Source organism: Streptomyces atriruber (assembly GCF_001418325.1).
GTDB classification, from domain to species: domain Bacteria; phylum Actinomycetota; class Actinomycetes; order Streptomycetales; family Streptomycetaceae; genus Streptomyces; species Streptomyces atriruber.
The window spans coordinates 38,048-52,600 of sequence record NZ_LIPN01000062.1; the positions used below are offsets into that span (position 1 = coordinate 38,048).

General features: G+C 71.0%; 15 protein-coding genes. 4 read left to right on the forward strand and 11 right to left on the reverse strand.

The genetic code is table 11. The annotated features are described in order from the left end of the window. The first annotated feature begins 77 nt into the window (after window positions 1–77). Complete coding sequence (locus tag AOK03_RS07270) at window positions 78–572, forward strand: DUF3145 domain-containing protein (protein ID WP_055564346.1); 495 nt, start codon at window positions 78–80, stop codon at window positions 570–572. A gap of 93 nt (window positions 573–665) precedes the next feature. Here AOK03_RS07270 and fabF read toward each other — a convergent pair whose 3' ends face one another. The 5 genes from fabF to AOK03_RS07295 all read right to left on the reverse strand — a co-directional run bounded on the left by fabF (window position 666) and on the right by AOK03_RS07295 (window position 5,599). Further along, window positions 666–1,928 carry a beta-ketoacyl-ACP synthase II gene (fabF, locus tag AOK03_RS07275; protein ID WP_055564347.1) on the reverse strand — a complete coding sequence of 421 codons (1,263 nt, stop codon included), beginning with the start codon at window positions 1,926–1,928 and terminating at the stop codon, window positions 666–668. A gap of 70 nt (window positions 1,929–1,998) precedes the next feature. Next, entirely contained in the window at window positions 1,999–2,247 is a 249-nt protein-coding gene (locus AOK03_RS07280) for an acyl carrier protein (protein WP_016642582.1), read from the reverse strand. 98 nt (window positions 2,248–2,345) lie between these two features. Beyond that, window positions 2,346–3,350 carry a ketoacyl-ACP synthase III gene (locus tag AOK03_RS07285; protein ID WP_055564348.1) on the reverse strand — a complete coding sequence of 335 codons (1,005 nt, stop codon included), beginning with the start codon at window positions 3,348–3,350 and terminating at the stop codon, window positions 2,346–2,348. Window positions 3,351–3,378: 28 nt separating this feature from the next. Then, on the reverse strand, window positions 3,379–4,290 hold the full coding sequence (locus AOK03_RS07290) for an ACP S-malonyltransferase (RefSeq protein ID WP_055564349.1): 912 nt from the start codon (window positions 4,288–4,290) through the stop codon (window positions 3,379–3,381). A gap of 100 nt (window positions 4,291–4,390) precedes the next feature. Further along, complete coding sequence (locus AOK03_RS07295; RefSeq protein WP_055564350.1) at window positions 4,391–5,599, reverse strand: PucR family transcriptional regulator; 1,209 nt, start codon at window positions 5,597–5,599, stop codon at window positions 4,391–4,393. Window positions 5,600–5,668: 69 nt separating this feature from the next. Between AOK03_RS07295 and AOK03_RS07300 the strand changes: the two genes are divergently transcribed. Further along, on the forward strand, window positions 5,669–6,331 hold the full coding sequence (locus AOK03_RS07300; RefSeq protein WP_055564351.1) for a pirin family protein: 663 nt from the start codon (window positions 5,669–5,671) through the stop codon (window positions 6,329–6,331). 37 nt (window positions 6,332–6,368) lie between these two features. On the opposite strand, the gene AOK03_RS07305 is transcribed toward AOK03_RS07300, so the two are convergent. After that, window positions 6,369–7,190 (reverse strand): serine hydrolase domain-containing protein, encoded by an 822-nt coding sequence (locus AOK03_RS07305; RefSeq protein WP_055564352.1) that lies wholly within the window; start codon window positions 7,188–7,190, stop codon window positions 6,369–6,371. A gap of 19 nt (window positions 7,191–7,209) precedes the next feature. Continuing rightward, the gene (locus AOK03_RS07310) at window positions 7,210–7,722 is read right to left on the reverse strand and encodes a GNAT family N-acetyltransferase (RefSeq protein WP_055564353.1); all 513 of its coding nucleotides are present in this window, start codon (window positions 7,720–7,722) and stop codon (window positions 7,210–7,212) included. A 94-nt stretch (window positions 7,723–7,816) separates the two neighbouring features. Here AOK03_RS07310 and AOK03_RS07315 point away from each other — a divergent pair, with 94 nt between their 5' ends. Both AOK03_RS07315 and AOK03_RS07320 read left to right on the forward strand, forming a co-directional pair. Then, window positions 7,817–8,278, forward strand: a complete 462-nt coding sequence (locus tag AOK03_RS07315; RefSeq protein WP_055564354.1) for a MerR family transcriptional regulator — start codon at window positions 7,817–7,819, stop codon at window positions 8,276–8,278. A gap of 18 nt (window positions 8,279–8,296) precedes the next feature. After that, window positions 8,297–9,298, forward strand: a complete 1,002-nt coding sequence (locus tag AOK03_RS07320) for an aldo/keto reductase (protein ID WP_425264358.1) — start codon at window positions 8,297–8,299, stop codon at window positions 9,296–9,298. 338 nt (window positions 9,299–9,636) lie between these two features. Here the strand turns inward: AOK03_RS07320 and AOK03_RS07325 are convergent, their stop codons facing one another. The 4 genes from AOK03_RS07325 to AOK03_RS07340 all read right to left on the reverse strand — a co-directional run bounded on the left by AOK03_RS07325 (window position 9,637) and on the right by AOK03_RS07340 (window position 14,246). Then, on the reverse strand, window positions 9,637–11,079 hold the full coding sequence (locus AOK03_RS07325; RefSeq protein ID WP_244177514.1) for an acyltransferase family protein: 1,443 nt from the start codon (window positions 11,077–11,079) through the stop codon (window positions 9,637–9,639). Next, a complete protein-coding gene (locus tag AOK03_RS07330) occupies window positions 11,076–12,239 on the reverse strand; it encodes an alpha/beta hydrolase (RefSeq protein ID WP_055564356.1) in 1,164 nt (387 codons plus the stop codon). Before AOK03_RS07330 ends, AOK03_RS07325 begins: the two co-directional genes overlap by 4 nt. A gap of 157 nt (window positions 12,240–12,396) precedes the next feature. Next, the gene (locus AOK03_RS07335; protein WP_055564357.1) at window positions 12,397–13,071 is read right to left on the reverse strand and encodes a response regulator; all 675 of its coding nucleotides are present in this window, start codon (window positions 13,069–13,071) and stop codon (window positions 12,397–12,399) included. Next, window positions 13,068–14,246: a sensor histidine kinase gene (locus AOK03_RS07340; RefSeq protein ID WP_425264359.1), complete on the reverse strand. Its 1,179-nt coding sequence runs from the start codon at window positions 14,244–14,246 to the stop codon at window positions 13,068–13,070. Before AOK03_RS07340 ends, AOK03_RS07335 begins: the two co-directional genes overlap by 4 nt. Window positions 14,247–14,553 lie beyond the last annotated feature (307 nt).

Here is a 14,553-nt window from a genome sequence, read left to right on the forward strand (position 1 = left end):
AGTATTTGGGGAAAACTGCTCGGCACGGGCGCGAGGCCGCTGGGGAAGGCGAACCTCGACCCACACTGGAGGTCCCGGTGACGACACGTGGAGTTCTGTATGTGCACTCCGCTCCGCGCGCGCTGTGCCCACACGTCGAGTGGGCTGTCGCGGGCGTGCTCGGTGCGCGTGTGAGCCTCGACTGGATCAGGCAGCCCGCGGCGCCGGGCACCTGGAGATCCGAATTCTCCTGGCAGGGCTCGGTGGGCACCGCCTCCAAGCTCGCCTCCGCCCTGCGCGGCTGGGATCTGCTGCGCTTCGAGGTCACGGCGGAGCCCTGCGCAAGCGCCGAGGGCGAGCGCTACAGCGCCACGCCCGAGCTCGGCATCTATCACGCCGTCACCGGCATCCACGGGGACATCCTCATCCCCGAGGACCGGCTCCGCGCCGCGCTGGCCCGCTCGCAGCGCGGCGAGAGCGACCTGGAGGCCGAGCTCGCCAAGCTCCTCGGCAAGCCGTGGGACGACGAGCTCGAACCGTTCAGGTACGCGGGCGAGGGCGCGCCCGTGCGCTGGCTGCACCAAGTGGTCTGACCGCGGTCTGAAAAGTGGTCCGACGTACGCGAAGGGCCCCACCGGATCGGTGGGGCCCTTCGCGTACGTACGGCAGGTTCAGCCGCAGCGGACTCAGACGGTCCGGAACGCCAGGACGACGTTGTGGCCGCCGAAGCCGAACGAGTCGTTCAGCGCCGCGATCCTGCCCTCGGGCAGCGCGCGGGCCTCGCCGCGGACGACGTCCGCGTCGACCTCGGGGTCGAGGTTCTCGATGTTGATCGTCGGCGGGGCGACGCGGTTCTTCAGCGCGAGGACCGTGGCCACGGTCTCCACGCCGCCCGCGCCACCGAGCAGGTGACCGGTCATCGACTTGGTGCTGGAGATCGCCATGTGGTCGACGTCGTCGCCGAACGCCTTGCGCAGCGCCTTGATCTCCGCGACGTCACCCTGCGGCGTCGAGGTCGCGTGCGCGTTCACGTGCGCGATCTCGGCGGGCTTGAGGTCCGTCGTGTCGATCAGGTTCTGCAGCGCCGCGGCGATGCCGTTGCCGGACGGCTCGGGCTGCGTGATGTGGTGGGCGTCGGCCGAGATGCCCTGGCCGACGGCCTCCGCGTAGATCTTCGCGCCGCGGGCCTTGGCGTGCTCCTCGGACTCCAGGACGATGACGCCGGCGCCCTCGCCGAGCACGAAGCCGTTGCGGGAGGCGTCGTAGGGACGCGAGGCGCCCTGCGGATCGTCGTTGTCCTTGGACATCGCCATCATGTTGCCGAACGCGACGATCGGCAGCGGGTGGATCGCCGCCTCCGTGCCGCCCGCGACGACGACGTCGGCGCGGCCGGTGCGGATCATCTCGATCGCGTAGCCGATGGCCTCGGCGCCCGAGGCGCAGGCCGACACCGGGGTGTGGACGCCCGCGTGGGCACCCAGCTCGATGCCGACGTTGGCCGCCGGGGAGTTGGGCATCAGCATCGGCACGGTGTGCGGGGAGACGCGGCGTACGCCCTTCTCCTTGAGCACGTCGTACTGGTCGAGCAGCGTGGTCACGCCGCCGATGCCGGAGGCGATGACCGCGCCCAGGCGGTGCGGGTCCACCGAGGTGTCCTCGCCCGCCTTGGCGGTGTAGCCGGCGTCCGCCCAGGCCTCCTTGGCCGCGATCAGCGCGAACTGCGCCGACCGGTCCAGCTTGCGGGCCTGCGGGCGGGGGATGACCTCGCCGGGCTCCACGGCGATCTGACCGGCGATGCGGACGGGCAGCTCGGCTGCCCAGTCCTGCTCCAGCGCGCTGACGCCGGAGCGGCCCGCGAGCAGGCCCTCCCACGTCGACGCTGCGTCGCCACCCAGCGGTGTGGTTGCGCCGATACCGGTGACGACCACGGTGCGATTGGTCGAGTTCACAGGAAAATTCTCCACGGTGTTGAGGGGATCAGCGGCGCCACCGCCGGGTGGCGACAGAGCACGGGCTGGGTCAGCCCTGGTGCTCGAGGATGTACTTGGTCGCGTCGCCGACCGTCTTGAGGTTCTTGACGTCGTCGTCCGGGATCTTCACGTCGAAGCGCTCTTCGGCGGCGACGACGACCTCGACCATGGACAGCGAGTCGACGTCCAGGTCGTCGGTGAAGGACTTGTCCAGCTGGACGTCCTCGACCGGGATGCCGGCGATCTCGTTGACGATCTCCGCGAGACCGGCGACGATCTCTTCCTGAGTGGCGGCCATGTTGGCGCTCCTTCTTACGTATCCAGAGGGTGTGGCGCCCGCCGCGGCAGCGGCAGGTTGGTTTCAGCGGTACGGATCGGATGATCCGGACGTGTTGCCTAGGGGAGGGTAACGACCGTCGCGGCGTACACGAGACCCGCCCCGAAGCCGATGACGAGGGCAGTGTCGCCGCTCTTCGCCTCCCCGGTCGCCAGGAGCCGCTCCATCGCGAGCGGGATCGAGGCGGCCGAGGTGTTGCCGGTGGTGCGCACGTCACGGGCCACCGTGACGTGTTCCGGCAGTTTCAGAGTCTTCACCATCGAGTCGATGATCCGCTCGTTGGCCTGATGCGGAATGAAGACATCCAGGTCGTCCGCGGTGATTCCGGCCGCGTCCAGCGCCTGCTGGGCGACCTTCGCCATCTCGAACACGGCCCAGCGGAACACCGCCTGGCCCTCCTGCGTGATGGCAGGGTACTTGGCAGGCGCACCGCCGTTGCGGTACACGTCCCAGGCCTCGGTCTGCTTGATCGTCTCGGCCTTGTCGCCCTCCGAGCCCCAGACCGTCGGGCCGATCCTCGGCTCCTTGGCGGGGCCCACGATCACGGCGCCCGCGCCGTCACCGAACAGGAACGCCGTCGCGCGGTCGTGCAGGTCGGTGAGGTCGCTCAGCCGCTCCACGCCGATGACCAGGACGTACTCGGCGGAACCCTCGACGACCATGCCCTTGGCGAGCGTGAGGCCGTAACCGAATCCGGCGCAGCCCGCGGAGATGTCGAACGCGGCGGGCTTGCCCGCGCCGATCTTGTCCGCGATCTCGGTCGCGATGGCCGGGGTCTGCTTGAAGTGCGAGACGGTGGAGACGATCACGGCTCCGACCTGCTCGGGCGTGATGCCGGCGTCGGCGATCGCCTTGCCCGCGGCCTCGACGGACATCGCGGCCACGGTCTCCTCGTCGGAGGCCCAGTGGCGCGTCGCGATGCCGGAGCGGGAGCGGATCCATTCGTCGGACGAGTCGATCGTCTCGAGGATGACCTCGTTCGGCACGACACGGGTGGGACGGTAGCCGCCGACGCCCATGATCCGCGCGTACGGATGGCCCTGGCTGGCCTTGATCTTCGTCATGCGCTACGGCTCCTTGTCTGTCGTCGGCTCAGGAATGCTCGGCGACGAGCGCGCGGGCCGCGTCGAGGTCATCGGGGGTCTTCACCGCGAGCGTCTTGACGCCGGGCAGGGCACGCTTGGCCAGACCGGTCAGCGTACCGCCGGGGCACACCTCGACCAGCGCCGTCACGCCGAGCTCCTTGAACGTCTCCATGCACAGGTCCCAGCGGACCGGGTTGGCGACCTGGCCGACCAGCCGGGAGATCACGTCGGCGCCGGTGGTGACCGCCTTGCCGTCGCGGTTCGAGACGTAGGTGAGCCTCGGGTCGGCGACGGTGAGACCTGCGGCGGCCTCCTCCAGACGCGTCACGGCGGGCGCCATGTGCTCGGTGTGGAACGCGCCCGCGACCTTGAGGGCGACGACCTTGCGGACGCCTTCGGGCTTGTCCTCCTGCAGCGCGGCGAGCTGCTCCAGGGTGCCTGCGGCAACGATCTGGCCGGCGCCGTTCACGTTCGCCGGGGTCAGCCCGAGCTTCTCCAGGTGCGGGACGGTGACGTCGGGGTCGCCGCCGAGCAGCGCGGCCATGCCGGTCTCGGTGACGGCGGCGGCGTCGGCCATGGCCAGGCCACGGGTGCGGACCAGGCCGAGGGCGTCGTCTTCGGTGATGACACCGGCGTACGCGGCCGCGGTGATCTCGCCGACGCTGTGCCCGGCCACGGCGCCCGGCGTGATGTCACCGAGTGCCGCGGCGGAGAGTAGACCGGCGGCCACGAGCAGCGGCTGGGCCACGGCCGTGTCACGGATCGCGTCCGCGTCGGCCTGGGTGCCGTAGTGGGCGAGGTCGAGCCCGATGGCGTCCGACCAGGCGGCGATGCGGTCGGCAGCACCGGGGAGGTCGAGCCAGGGGGTCAGGAAGCCGGGCGTCTGAGCGCCTTGGCCGGGAGCGACGAGTACGAGCACTCTTACACTCTCTCTTGTGGACGGTGGGAGCCGCCCGTGGGGACAGGGACGAAGAACGGCTGGGGGATTTGTAGAGGGCCGACAAACCCGCCGCCAAACTCTATGACTGAGGATCGCCGTCGGCCAGACGTCCCAGGATCAGTGCGATACGCAGCGTGAAAGCGGAGCGCACATCGGAAGGCGACCAGCCGGTGACGTCAGTCACACGTCGGAGCCGGTAGCGCACGGTGTTCGGGTGGACGAAGAGCATCCTGGCCGCACCTTCGAGACTGCTGGCCTGTTCCAGATACACGCTGAGCGTTTCCAGGAGCGCGGAGCCCGCTTCCTCCAGTGGTCTGTAGATCTCCTCCACCAACTGCTCGCGCGCCGCCGGATCCCCCGCGATCGCGCGTTCCGGCAGCAGATCGTCCGCGAGGACGGGCCTCGGGGCGTCCTGCCAGGCGGCGGAGGCCTTGAGTCCGGCGGCCGCGGCCTGCGCGGAACGGGTCGCGGCGAGCAGATCGGGGACGATCGGCCCGGCCACGACGGGGCCCGCGGCATACGGTCCGATGAGGGACTTCGCCACATGCAGCGGATTGTCGTTCCCACCCGCGATGACGACCAGACGGTCACCGAGGACACCCGTCAGGACCTGCAGCTTCGCGTGCCGGGCGGCGCGGCGGATGGCCTCGACGGTCAGCTCGCTGTCTCCGTCGGGGGCCGTGCCGAGGACCACGCACACATGCTCGGGGGAGTTCCACCCGAGAGCGGCGGCGCGCGAGACGGCCCCTTCGTCGGCCTCTCCGGACAGCACCGCGTTCACGACCAGCGACTCGAGCCGGGCGTCCCAGGCACCGCGTGCCTCGGCGGCCTGCGCGTACACCTGTGCGGTGGCGAAGGCGATCTCGCGTGCGTAGACGAGGAGCGCCTCGCGCAGCACCGACTCGTCACCCGGGGCGGCGACCTCGTCGATCGCCGACTCCATCACCTCGATCGTCGTACGCACCATCTCCACGGTCTGGCGCAGGGTGATCGCCCTGGTCAGCTCGCGGGGGGCGGTGCCGAAGACGTCGGTGGAGATGGCCTGCGGGGCGTCCGGGTGCCGGAACCACTCGGTGAACGCGGCGATACCGGCCTGGGCGACCAGACCGATCCAGGACCGGTTCTCCGGCGGCATCGCCCGGTACCAGGACAGCGTCTCGTCCATGCGCGCGATGGCCTGCGCCGCGAGGCTCCCGGACGACTTCTCCAGACGCTTCAGGGTCGCGGCATGGGCATGGGCGGACCGGCGGGCGTTCTGGTGGGCTTCGTTCGCTGAAGGTTCGGGCACGGGACAAGACTGCCTTATCGGGGCGGGGACGTGCGGTGCCGGGGCCGCGACCTGTCCTACCGTGGAGGCGTGATTGACGTACGGCGCTCCGGCGACCGGTACCGCGGCGGGGAGACCGCGGCCGGTATCGAGTCCTGCCACGCCTTCTCCTTCGGCCCTCATTACGACCCCGACAATCTCCGCTTCGGCGCGGTCCTGGCCTGCAACGAAGAACGCCTCGCACCCGGCGCGGGCTTCGACGAGCACCCGCACAGCCACACGGAGATCGTGACCTGGGTCGTCGAGGGCGAGCTCACCCACCGCGACTCGACGGGCCGTGCGTCACAGGTCCGCCCCGGCGACGTCCAGCACCTCTCCTCGGCGGGCGGTGTCCGCCATGTGGAACGCAACGACGGCCCGGACCCCCTCGTCTTCGTCCAGATGTGGCTGGCCCCCCTCGCGCCGGGCGGCGACCCGTCCTACGAGGTGGTCCGCGGAATAGCCGACTCCACGCCGTACGCGGTGCCCGGCGCGGGCGCACTCCTCCACGTGCGCCGCCTGGCGACGGGGGAGCGGCTGGCGGTCCCGGACGCGCCGTTCGTCTACGTCCACGTGGTGCACGGCGAACTGGCCCTCGCCGACGACCGGCTGGGCCCCGGCGACTCCGCGCGGATCAGCGACGAATCGGCCCTGGAAGGGACGGCCTCGGACGCCGCGGAACTACTGATCTGGGAGATGACGAGCGCCCCATAGCCGCGGGGACGCCGTCAGGCGCGGTCGGCCCGGTCGTTCACCCGCGGACCTCGGCGAGCACCGCGTCGGTGAACGGCGGCCACACCTCGGCCGCCCACGGCCCGAAGGGCCGGTCGGTGAGCGCGACACAGGCCGCCTGCGCATCGGGGTCGATCCACAAGAACGTCCCCGCCTGCCCGAAGTGCCCGAACGTCCGCGGCGACGACGAACTCCCCGTCCAATGCGGGGCCTTGGAGTCCCGGATCTCGAACCCGAGCCCCCAGTCGTTGGGATTCTGGTGCCCGTACCCGGGAAGGACGCCCTTCAGCCCCGGATACGTCACTGTCATCGCCGCCGCCACGGTCCGCGCGTCCAGCAACCGCGGAGCCTGCACCTCCGCCGCGAACCGCACCAGGTCGTCGACCGTCGACACCCCGTCCTTGGCGGGCGAGAGCCCACCCTCGAGCGTGGTGGACGTCATCCCCAGCGGCACGAGGACCGCCTGCCGCAGATACTCCTCGAAGGGAATGTCCGTCGCCTTGGCGATGTGCTCCCCCAGCACCTCGAACCCGGCGTTCGAGTACAGCCGCCGAGTCCCCGGCGCCGACGTCACCCGGTGCTCGTCGAACGCGAGCCCACTGGTGTGCGCGAGCAGATGCCGCACCGTCGACCCCTCGGGCCCCGCGGGTTCGTCGAGCTCGATCGCCCCCTCCTCGTACGCGACGAGCGCCGCGTACGCCGCGAGGGGTTTGGTGACCGAGGCGAGCGCGAAACGCCGGTCCGTGGGGCCGTGCGTCCCCGCGACGGTGCCGTCCGCACGGACGACGGCCGCGGCAGCGGTGGGGACCGGCCAGTTCTCGATCAACGCCAGGCTCTGCATGCCCCCGAGCCTATGCGTCCTACAGGTTGAGCCGCATCGAGGGGTCGGCCTTGCGCACGAAGCCGAGCGACGCGTACAGCGGCTCCGCCTCGACCGACGCGTTGAGGTCCACGCTGCCCGCCCCGTGCTCCCGGAACCAGTCGAGCAGCGCCTCCATCGCCGCCCGCGCATACCCCTTGCGCCGCTGGTCCGGGTCGGTGGCGACGCTGAACACGCAGCCGACCCTGCCGTGCGGATTGCCCGCCCGCCCGATCCGGTATTCGAGCGACCCGGCGACCAGCGCCGCGAGCCCGTCCGGCCGCTCCGGATGATCGACGACGAACGCCACGAAGCTTCCCTCGGGCTCCGCGAGCCGATGCCGCACGGTCGCCAGGGACTCGGCGTGCCAACTGGTATCGGAGCCGGAGCCGGAGCCGGACCCAGCGCCAGCCCCGGGCCCGGATTCCACGGCAAAGACAGAGTCGATCATCACCTGCCTCAGTCTGAGCAGTTCCTCGGCATCCTCTGGCGTGGCCCGTCGTACGAGATTCATGCCGGGACCGTAGTGAACACGAGCCGAGACGTCTCCGGAATTTCTCCTGGATCAGCTTGCTTGGAGTGCACTCCAGGGTTCTAGCGTGAGGGGCATGACGGTGATGGAGACCAGGACCGAAGCGAGCGGGACCGCTGTCCGCGCACCCGGACCGGCCGCGCCCCCGAGCCCGGACGGCCAGGACCACTACACGATCAGCGAAGTCGCCGCCCACACCGGTCTCTCCGCCTACACCCTGCGGTGGTACGAGCGGATCGGCCTGATGCCGCACATCGACCGCTCCCACACGGGCCAGCGCCGCTACCGCAACCGGGACCTGAACTGGCTCGCCTTCGTCGGCAAACTCCGCCTGACCGGGATGCCGGTGGCGGACATGGTCCGCTACGCGGAGCTGGTGCGCGAGGGCGAGCACACCTTCCCCGACCGCCAGGAACTCCTGGAGCAGACCCGACGCGACGTCCGCGCCCGCATCACGGAGCTGCAGGACACCCTCGCCGTCCTCGACTACAAGATCGACAACTATGCATGCGCCCGCCAGGCGTCGGAAAGGCCCTGACTGATGACGGACAAGGCAATGGCAAAGGTTCGGCTCGGCACGGGCGGCCCCGAAGTCGGCGTCCAGGGCCTGGGCTGCATGGGCATGAGCTTCGCCTACGGCCCCACGGACACCGACCAGGCCAGGGCCACGCTGGACCGCGCCCTGGAACTGGGCGTCACCCTCTATGACACCGCCGACGTCTACGGCATGGGCGAGAACGAGAAATTCCTGGCCCCCTTCATCAAGGCCCACCGCGACGAGATCGTCCTCGCCACCAAGTTCGCCCTGGCCATCGACCCGGCCGAGCCGACGAAGCGGCGCATCGACAACAGCCCCGTGTACATCCGCTCCAGCGTCGACGCCAGCCTCCGCCGCCTCGGCACGGACGTCATCGACCTCTACTACATGCACCGCCGCGACCCGAACGTGCCCATCGAGGAGACGGTCGGCGTGCTCGCCGAGCTCGTCACCGCGGGCAAGGTCAAGCACGTCGGCCTGAGTGAGGTCACCGGCGGCGAACTGCGCGCCGCACACGCCGTCCATCCCATCGCCGCCGTCCAGTCGGAGTGGTCCCTCTTCAGCCGCGACATCGAGCGCGGCGTCGTCCCCACGGCCGCCGAGCTCGGCGTGGCCCTCGTGCCCTACTCCCCGCTCGGCCGCGGTTTCCTCACCGGCTCGTTCGTCAGCGCCGAAAAGGAGCTCGGCGAGGACGACTTCCGCCGCCAGCAGCCCCGCTTCACCGGCGCCAACGCCACCGCCAACGCGGCCCTCCTGGACCCCGTCCGCTCCATCGCCGACGCCCACGGAGCCAGCCTCGGCCAGGTCGCACTGGCCTGGGTCCAGCAGCAGGCCGACGTCCACGGCCTGGCCGTCGTCCCGATCCCCGGCACCCGCAAGCCGACCCGGGTCGAGGAGAACACCGCGGCCACCCGCATCACCCTCACCGAGGACGAGCTCGCCCTGCTGTCCCCGATCGCCGCCGCCGTCGCGGGCGACCGCTACGCCGACATGACGTCCACGTCGGCGGGCCGCGAGTAGGGACGGTCTCGGTGCGCGGGTAGGTAGGCCGGACTGCAGGCTGGGCTTCTCCGTCGTGGCAGGGAGGCTGGTGGGGAGGTCGGCCTTCTGCGTCGTGGCGGGGGCGCTGGTGGGGAGGCCGGGCTCCTGCGTCGTGGCGGGGACACCGATGGAGAGGTCGGGCTCCTGCGTCGTGGTGGCTATGTGGGGTGTCTGTGCGGGCGGTCTGGGGGTCTGCCCGGGTGCCCGGTGCATCCCCGTGCTCACACCAAGCCCCCGGGCGGGCGGGTAGGACACCTGCGCGGGTGGCTGCAGGCGCGGCCTGGGAGTTCGCCGGAGCACCCGGTTCAACCCCGCACTCACGCCAGCCCCAAGGCGAAGACCGCGAAGCCCGCCGCCAAGAGCCCGGCGAGGGCGCGCCGTGCGCGGGATGCCCGGGTCCACGGGGCCTCGAACCCGCGTGCGTACCGCCCTATCAGGAGCAGCAGCCCCGCGAAGATCGGAAGCCAGGCGACGCGCCAGGCCGTCCACCCGAACGTATCGGGGCTGGTGGTCAGCCCGGGCACCTCGCCGAGGAACGAGCCGGGCACCGCCGCCGTGAGCAGCGCGGTCTGATGCCAGCACAGGATCGTCATCGCGGAGAGATTGATGACGACGACCGGAGCCCACAGGGCCGGTCTGCGCAGCAGCCTGCCGATGCGGTCCCGCAGGAGGATCGCCGCACCGCTCTGCGCCGCGGCGAGAGCGAGGACCAGGAGCGACGGCGGGTGCGAGTTGGTGCGGGCCTCGCCGGGAACCCCGACCATCGACGCGGGGTAGTGGAAGAGGAGGAGCAGCATGACGAAGAGTGCGGTACCGCCCACGAGGAGCAGCCACGCACCACGCTTCCCCAGCCTCTTCTCGCCCCAGCAGACGCCCAGTTGATAGGCGAAGAGCCAGCCCGGCAGCAGATTCAGCAGGCTCAGCCAGGAGGGCATCGCCTCCGCATACGGGCCGTAGCGCAGGAAGTCGACGACGGCCACCGACCCGAGCAGCGGCACCGCGGCCCAGCCCTTCAATCGTTCCGCCGCACGGATGCACCCCGGGGTGAGGGCCGTGATCACCGCATAGACGCCCACGAACCACAGCGGCTGGATGACCAACGTGGAGGCGGTGCGCAGGGTCGCACCCGGCACTCCCAGCGCGGACAGCGTCGGGATCAGCGCGGCCCACACGGCGGTTACGCCGAGGACCGGCCGACCGAGCCGGGCGAGTCGCCCCCGCAGCCAGCCGCCGGTCGACTCGCCTCGCGCTCTCGCCCGGCGGTACGACAGCGTGGAGGCATAGCCGCCGACCAGGAAGAAGATGCCCAGCATCTGCAGCACCCAGCTGACCGGGGAGAGGAAGCCGAACGAGGCGAGCGGGCTGGCATTGTGCAGGGCGCCGTCGGAGTCGAGGGTGAATCCGCCGAGGAGCCAGTGCCCGGTCGGGACGGCGAGCAGGGCGAGGGCACGCAGCCCGTCTATCGCCCGGTCACGATGGGCGGGGGTCTTGGCATCGATGGCGGACGCGGTGCCGCGCAGCGCGCTCAGGGCGCGGCGTGTGGTGGGGGTGCTTCGTGTGCTGAGGATGCTTCCTGTGCTCGGGGTGCTTCCTGTGCTCGGGGTGCGTCGAGCGTTGACGGTGGGCGGCTTGCGCGCGGTGCGGGGCTGGCTCACGGTTCGGGGCGCGTTCGCGGTGCGCGGTGTGTTCATGATGTGCGGTGTGTTCGCGGTGCGCGGTGCGTTCAGGCTGCGCGGCGCGCTCGGGGCGGGAAGGCTCATGTCCGTGCTCCGGTAGGTGTGGTGCCGTCGGGGGAGACTTCTCCGTCGGCGATGAGGGCGAAGGCGCGCAGGGAGTCCGTGCCGGGGGCGAAGTAGCCGGTGTGGCCCTCGGCCTGCTCGGCAGGGAGCCGGCGGGCACCGAAGGCGGGGTCGGTCGGGTCCTCGCCGTGCCCGAGGCCGAACAGCTCGACGCTCGGCACGTTGTCGATCCAGTCGCTGTCGTCCTTGGCGGCCCAGACGCGTGCGGTGGTGTGCAGGTCGGAGACGCTGTCGGCGCGCATTCCCGGGGAGCCGAAGACCACTAGGTCGGCTGCGGGCAGCCGCGGTGCGGCGAGGCCGCACACCACCGAGCCGTAGCTGTGGCAGAAGACGGCGGGCCGCGGGGCGCCGGCCGCCGTCAGGCCTTGGGCGAAGCGCGCGAGGCGCGGAGCGCCGGCCTCGGCCAGTCGGCCCGTGGCGGCGTCGGGGCCGAGGCCGACCGGGGTGGTGTACCCGACCCAGGCGATCACGGCGGTGCGGGCGTCCGCTGCCGCGCGCAGGGAGCGGCCCATGCCCGCCGGTGTCCCGTACTTGTCCTTGCTGCGGTCGAAGGTGCTGAGGTCGATGTCGGAGCCCGGCACGACGACGGAGACATGCTCGGCAGTGGGCAAGTCGCCGTACACTTCCGCGATTTGCCCTCGGCCTCGTGGGTCGAACGCCATTATCTGCCGTCCCGGGGCCAGCAGCTCTTCGTAGCGAACGGCCAGGGAGCGGGCCCGCTCATGGTCCTGGAGGGTGAGGTCGGGGTCGGTCGATCGGGCGCGCTCGCGGGCGAGCTCCTGCTTCAGGAAACGGGAGTTGGCCTCATACCGGAGGGAGATGGGGGCGCCGTCCAGGTTTCCGACGACGGACGGGTGGCGTGCTACCAGTCGCTGCCGATCGGCGGGGCTCAACGAGTCGAAGAACGCTGAGATCCGGGCGGGGGACGCGGTCGCCGGGTCGGGCAGCCGCACGTTCAGTGAACGGTCCGCCCGCCAGGAACTCGTGCCGGGTGGTGGGCCCGTGAGCGGCTGCTGTTCATTTCCGATGGCCCAACCCGCCGTGCCCACCACGACTGTCGTCATGAGTGAGGCGGCGACGAGCGCCCTCTTGCTCCGTGCTTTCCAGGACCGAAGCCGCATGGCCCGTCTCCCTCCCCGCTTCGTGGCGCGCTGTGGCCTGACGAAGCGAAAGGTAGGGAGACGGTGGGCCGGGGCACGTCACACCGAGGAGCCAACTCGCAGGTGATACCGGGGTATGTCCAGGTGATACCCCGGTAGGGGGTGGGGCTGGGACGGGCTACTGCTCGCCTGGTGTGACCAGCCCTGATTCATAGGCGAAGATCACGGCCTGGGCGCGATCCCGCAGGTCCAGCTTGTTGAGCACGCGGCCGATGTGGGTCTTCACCGTCTGCTCGGCGAGCACGAGGCGTTCGGCGATCTCCTGGTTGGACAGGCCGCGTGCGATCAGCACCAGTACCTCGGTCTCACGCGGCGTCAGGCCGTTGAGGCGGAGGGCGTCCTTGCGGGGCGCGGACCGCTGCTTGGCGAAGTCCGCGATCAGACGGCGGGTCACCGACGGGGCGAGCAGGGCCTCGCCGGACGCCACCACACGTACGGCCGAGATGAGGTCGGCGGGCGGCGCGTCCTTCAGCAGGAACCCGGAGGCTCCGGCGCGCAGCGCCTCGTACACGTAGTCGTCCACGTCGAAGGTGGTGAGCATGAGCACCTTCGGCCGGTGCACCACGCCAGGCGGCGGGTCCAACAGGGCTCGGGCGGCATCGAGTCCGTCCATCTCCGGCATGCGGACGTCCATCAGGACGACGTCGGGGTGAGTGCTGCGGCTGACCTCGACGCCCTTCGTGCCGTCCGGGGCTTCGCCCACCACGTCGATGTCGCTCTGCGCCGCGAGCAGTGCGGCGAATCCCGCCCGCACCATGGCCTGGTCGTCGACGATGATCACGCGGATGGTCATGCGGTGCCGGAGTCCTTCGGGATGAGGGGGAGCCGGGCGGCCACGCGGAAGCCGCCGTCGGGGAGCGGACCGACGTCGACGGTGCCGCCGACCAACCGTACGCGCTCGCGCATGCCGACGAGGCCGTGCCCCGTGCCGCTGCCCTCCAGGCGGGCAGGTGGTGCGTCGGACGGGCCGTTGACGACGAGGATCAGGAGGTTCCGGGTGTCCAGGGTCAGTGTGATCCTGGTGCGTGCGCCCGGCGCGTGGCGCATCACGTTCGACAGGGCTTCCTGCACGATGCGGTAGGCGGACAGGTCCACGGCCGGGGTCACCTTGGCCAGCTGGGTGAGGATCGACAATTCGAGGTGCGACAGCTCGATCGGTATACCTGCCCGCACCGTGGCCTCGACGAGGTGCGGCAGCCTCTCGAGCCCTGGCTGGGGCGCCCGTTCACCGTCCGCGCCTTCGCTGCGCAGCACCGAGAGCAGCCGCCGCATCTCGGTGAGGGATTCCCGTGCGCTCGCCGCGATGCTGTCGAACTCATCGCACACCTCGTCGGGCAGGTCATGGAGCCGGTAGGGCGCGGAGTCGGCCTGGACGGTGATCACCGACATGTGGTGGGCGACGACGTCGTGCAACTCGCGGGCGATGCGGGCCCGTTCCTCGAGGAGTGTGCGCTGGGCGCGCTCGGTCTCGCTGATGCTCTCCTGCTCGACGAGCCTGCGCCGGGCGTCGCTGCGCTCCCGCAGCAGGGCGCCGAGGAGCAGCACGGCGCCGCTCAGCACGGTCAGCAGCACACCGGTGTCCTGGCTGCCGCCGTCGCGGAACGCACCGAGCACGACGCCGGCGACCACGGTGACCAGCCAGATTCCGAGGAGCGTGCGGCGGCTCTCCCGCACGGACAGCGCGATGCACAGGACCAGGTACCCCACGATGATCATGGGGGTCCAGGGGGCGGGGCGGGTCGGGTCCGCGGCCAGCGTCGCGACGGCCCCGAGGACGTCCGCGACGATCACGATCCACCACGCCATCAGCGGCCGGGTGATAGCGAGGAGCAGCGGCGCGGCCTGGGCAACTCCCAGGGCACCGGCCAGGCCGCCGTCGACGCCGTAGTCGTTCGTCAGTACCTGGACGGTGACCGGGATGAGGACGGCGACGAAACAGGACGCGATGACCAGCGGCAGCATCCGCACCCAGCGCTTGGGAGCGTGTGCGAGCAGCGGCTCGTTCGGCCCCGAGGGCGCCGACAGTGCGGTCCCCGCCGTGCGCAGGCCGTCGAGGACTGCCGTCGTGGTGCGGCGGAAAGGGCCCGGTCGCCCGTCCGGCGCGGACGTGGGACGTCGGGGCGCGTGACCGGGAGGCGTCGTCTCGTGAGGTGCAGGGTCGGGCGATGTGAGAGGTGCCGGGTCAGGCGATGTGGGATGGGGCGGTATGGGATCGGGAGGTGTCGATGCGCTGCTCATGGCCTGATCAGAGTAGGCATGAAGCTCTCGCCGTGGC

Coding starts and splice junctions, on each gene's coding strand:
- AOK03_RS07280 (WP_016642582.1), bottom strand. CDS start 2,247: ATGGCCGCCACTCAGGAAGAGATCGTCGCCGGTCTCGCGGAGATCGTC.
- AOK03_RS07285 (WP_055564348.1), bottom strand. CDS start 3,350: ATGACGAAGATCAAGGCCAGCCAGGGCCATCCGTACGCGCGGATCATG.
- AOK03_RS07305 (WP_055564352.1), bottom strand. CDS start 7,190: ATGCAGAGCCTGGCGTTGATCGAGAACTGGCCGGTCCCCACCGCTGCC.
- AOK03_RS07310 (WP_055564353.1), bottom strand. CDS start 7,722: ATGAATCTCGTACGACGGGCCACGCCAGAGGATGCCGAGGAACTGCTC.
- AOK03_RS07315 (WP_055564354.1), top strand. CDS start 7,817: ATGACGGTGATGGAGACCAGGACCGAAGCGAGCGGGACCGCTGTCCGC.
- AOK03_RS07320 (WP_425264358.1), top strand. CDS start 8,297: ATGGCAAAGGTTCGGCTCGGCACGGGCGGCCCCGAAGTCGGCGTCCAG.
- AOK03_RS07325 (WP_244177514.1), bottom strand. CDS start 11,079: ATGAGCCTTCCCGCCCCGAGCGCGCCGCGCAGCCTGAACGCACCGCGC.
- AOK03_RS07330 (WP_055564356.1), bottom strand. CDS start 12,239: ATGCGGCTTCGGTCCTGGAAAGCACGGAGCAAGAGGGCGCTCGTCGCC.
- AOK03_RS07335 (WP_055564357.1), bottom strand. CDS start 13,071: ATGACCATCCGCGTGATCATCGTCGACGACCAGGCCATGGTGCGGGCG.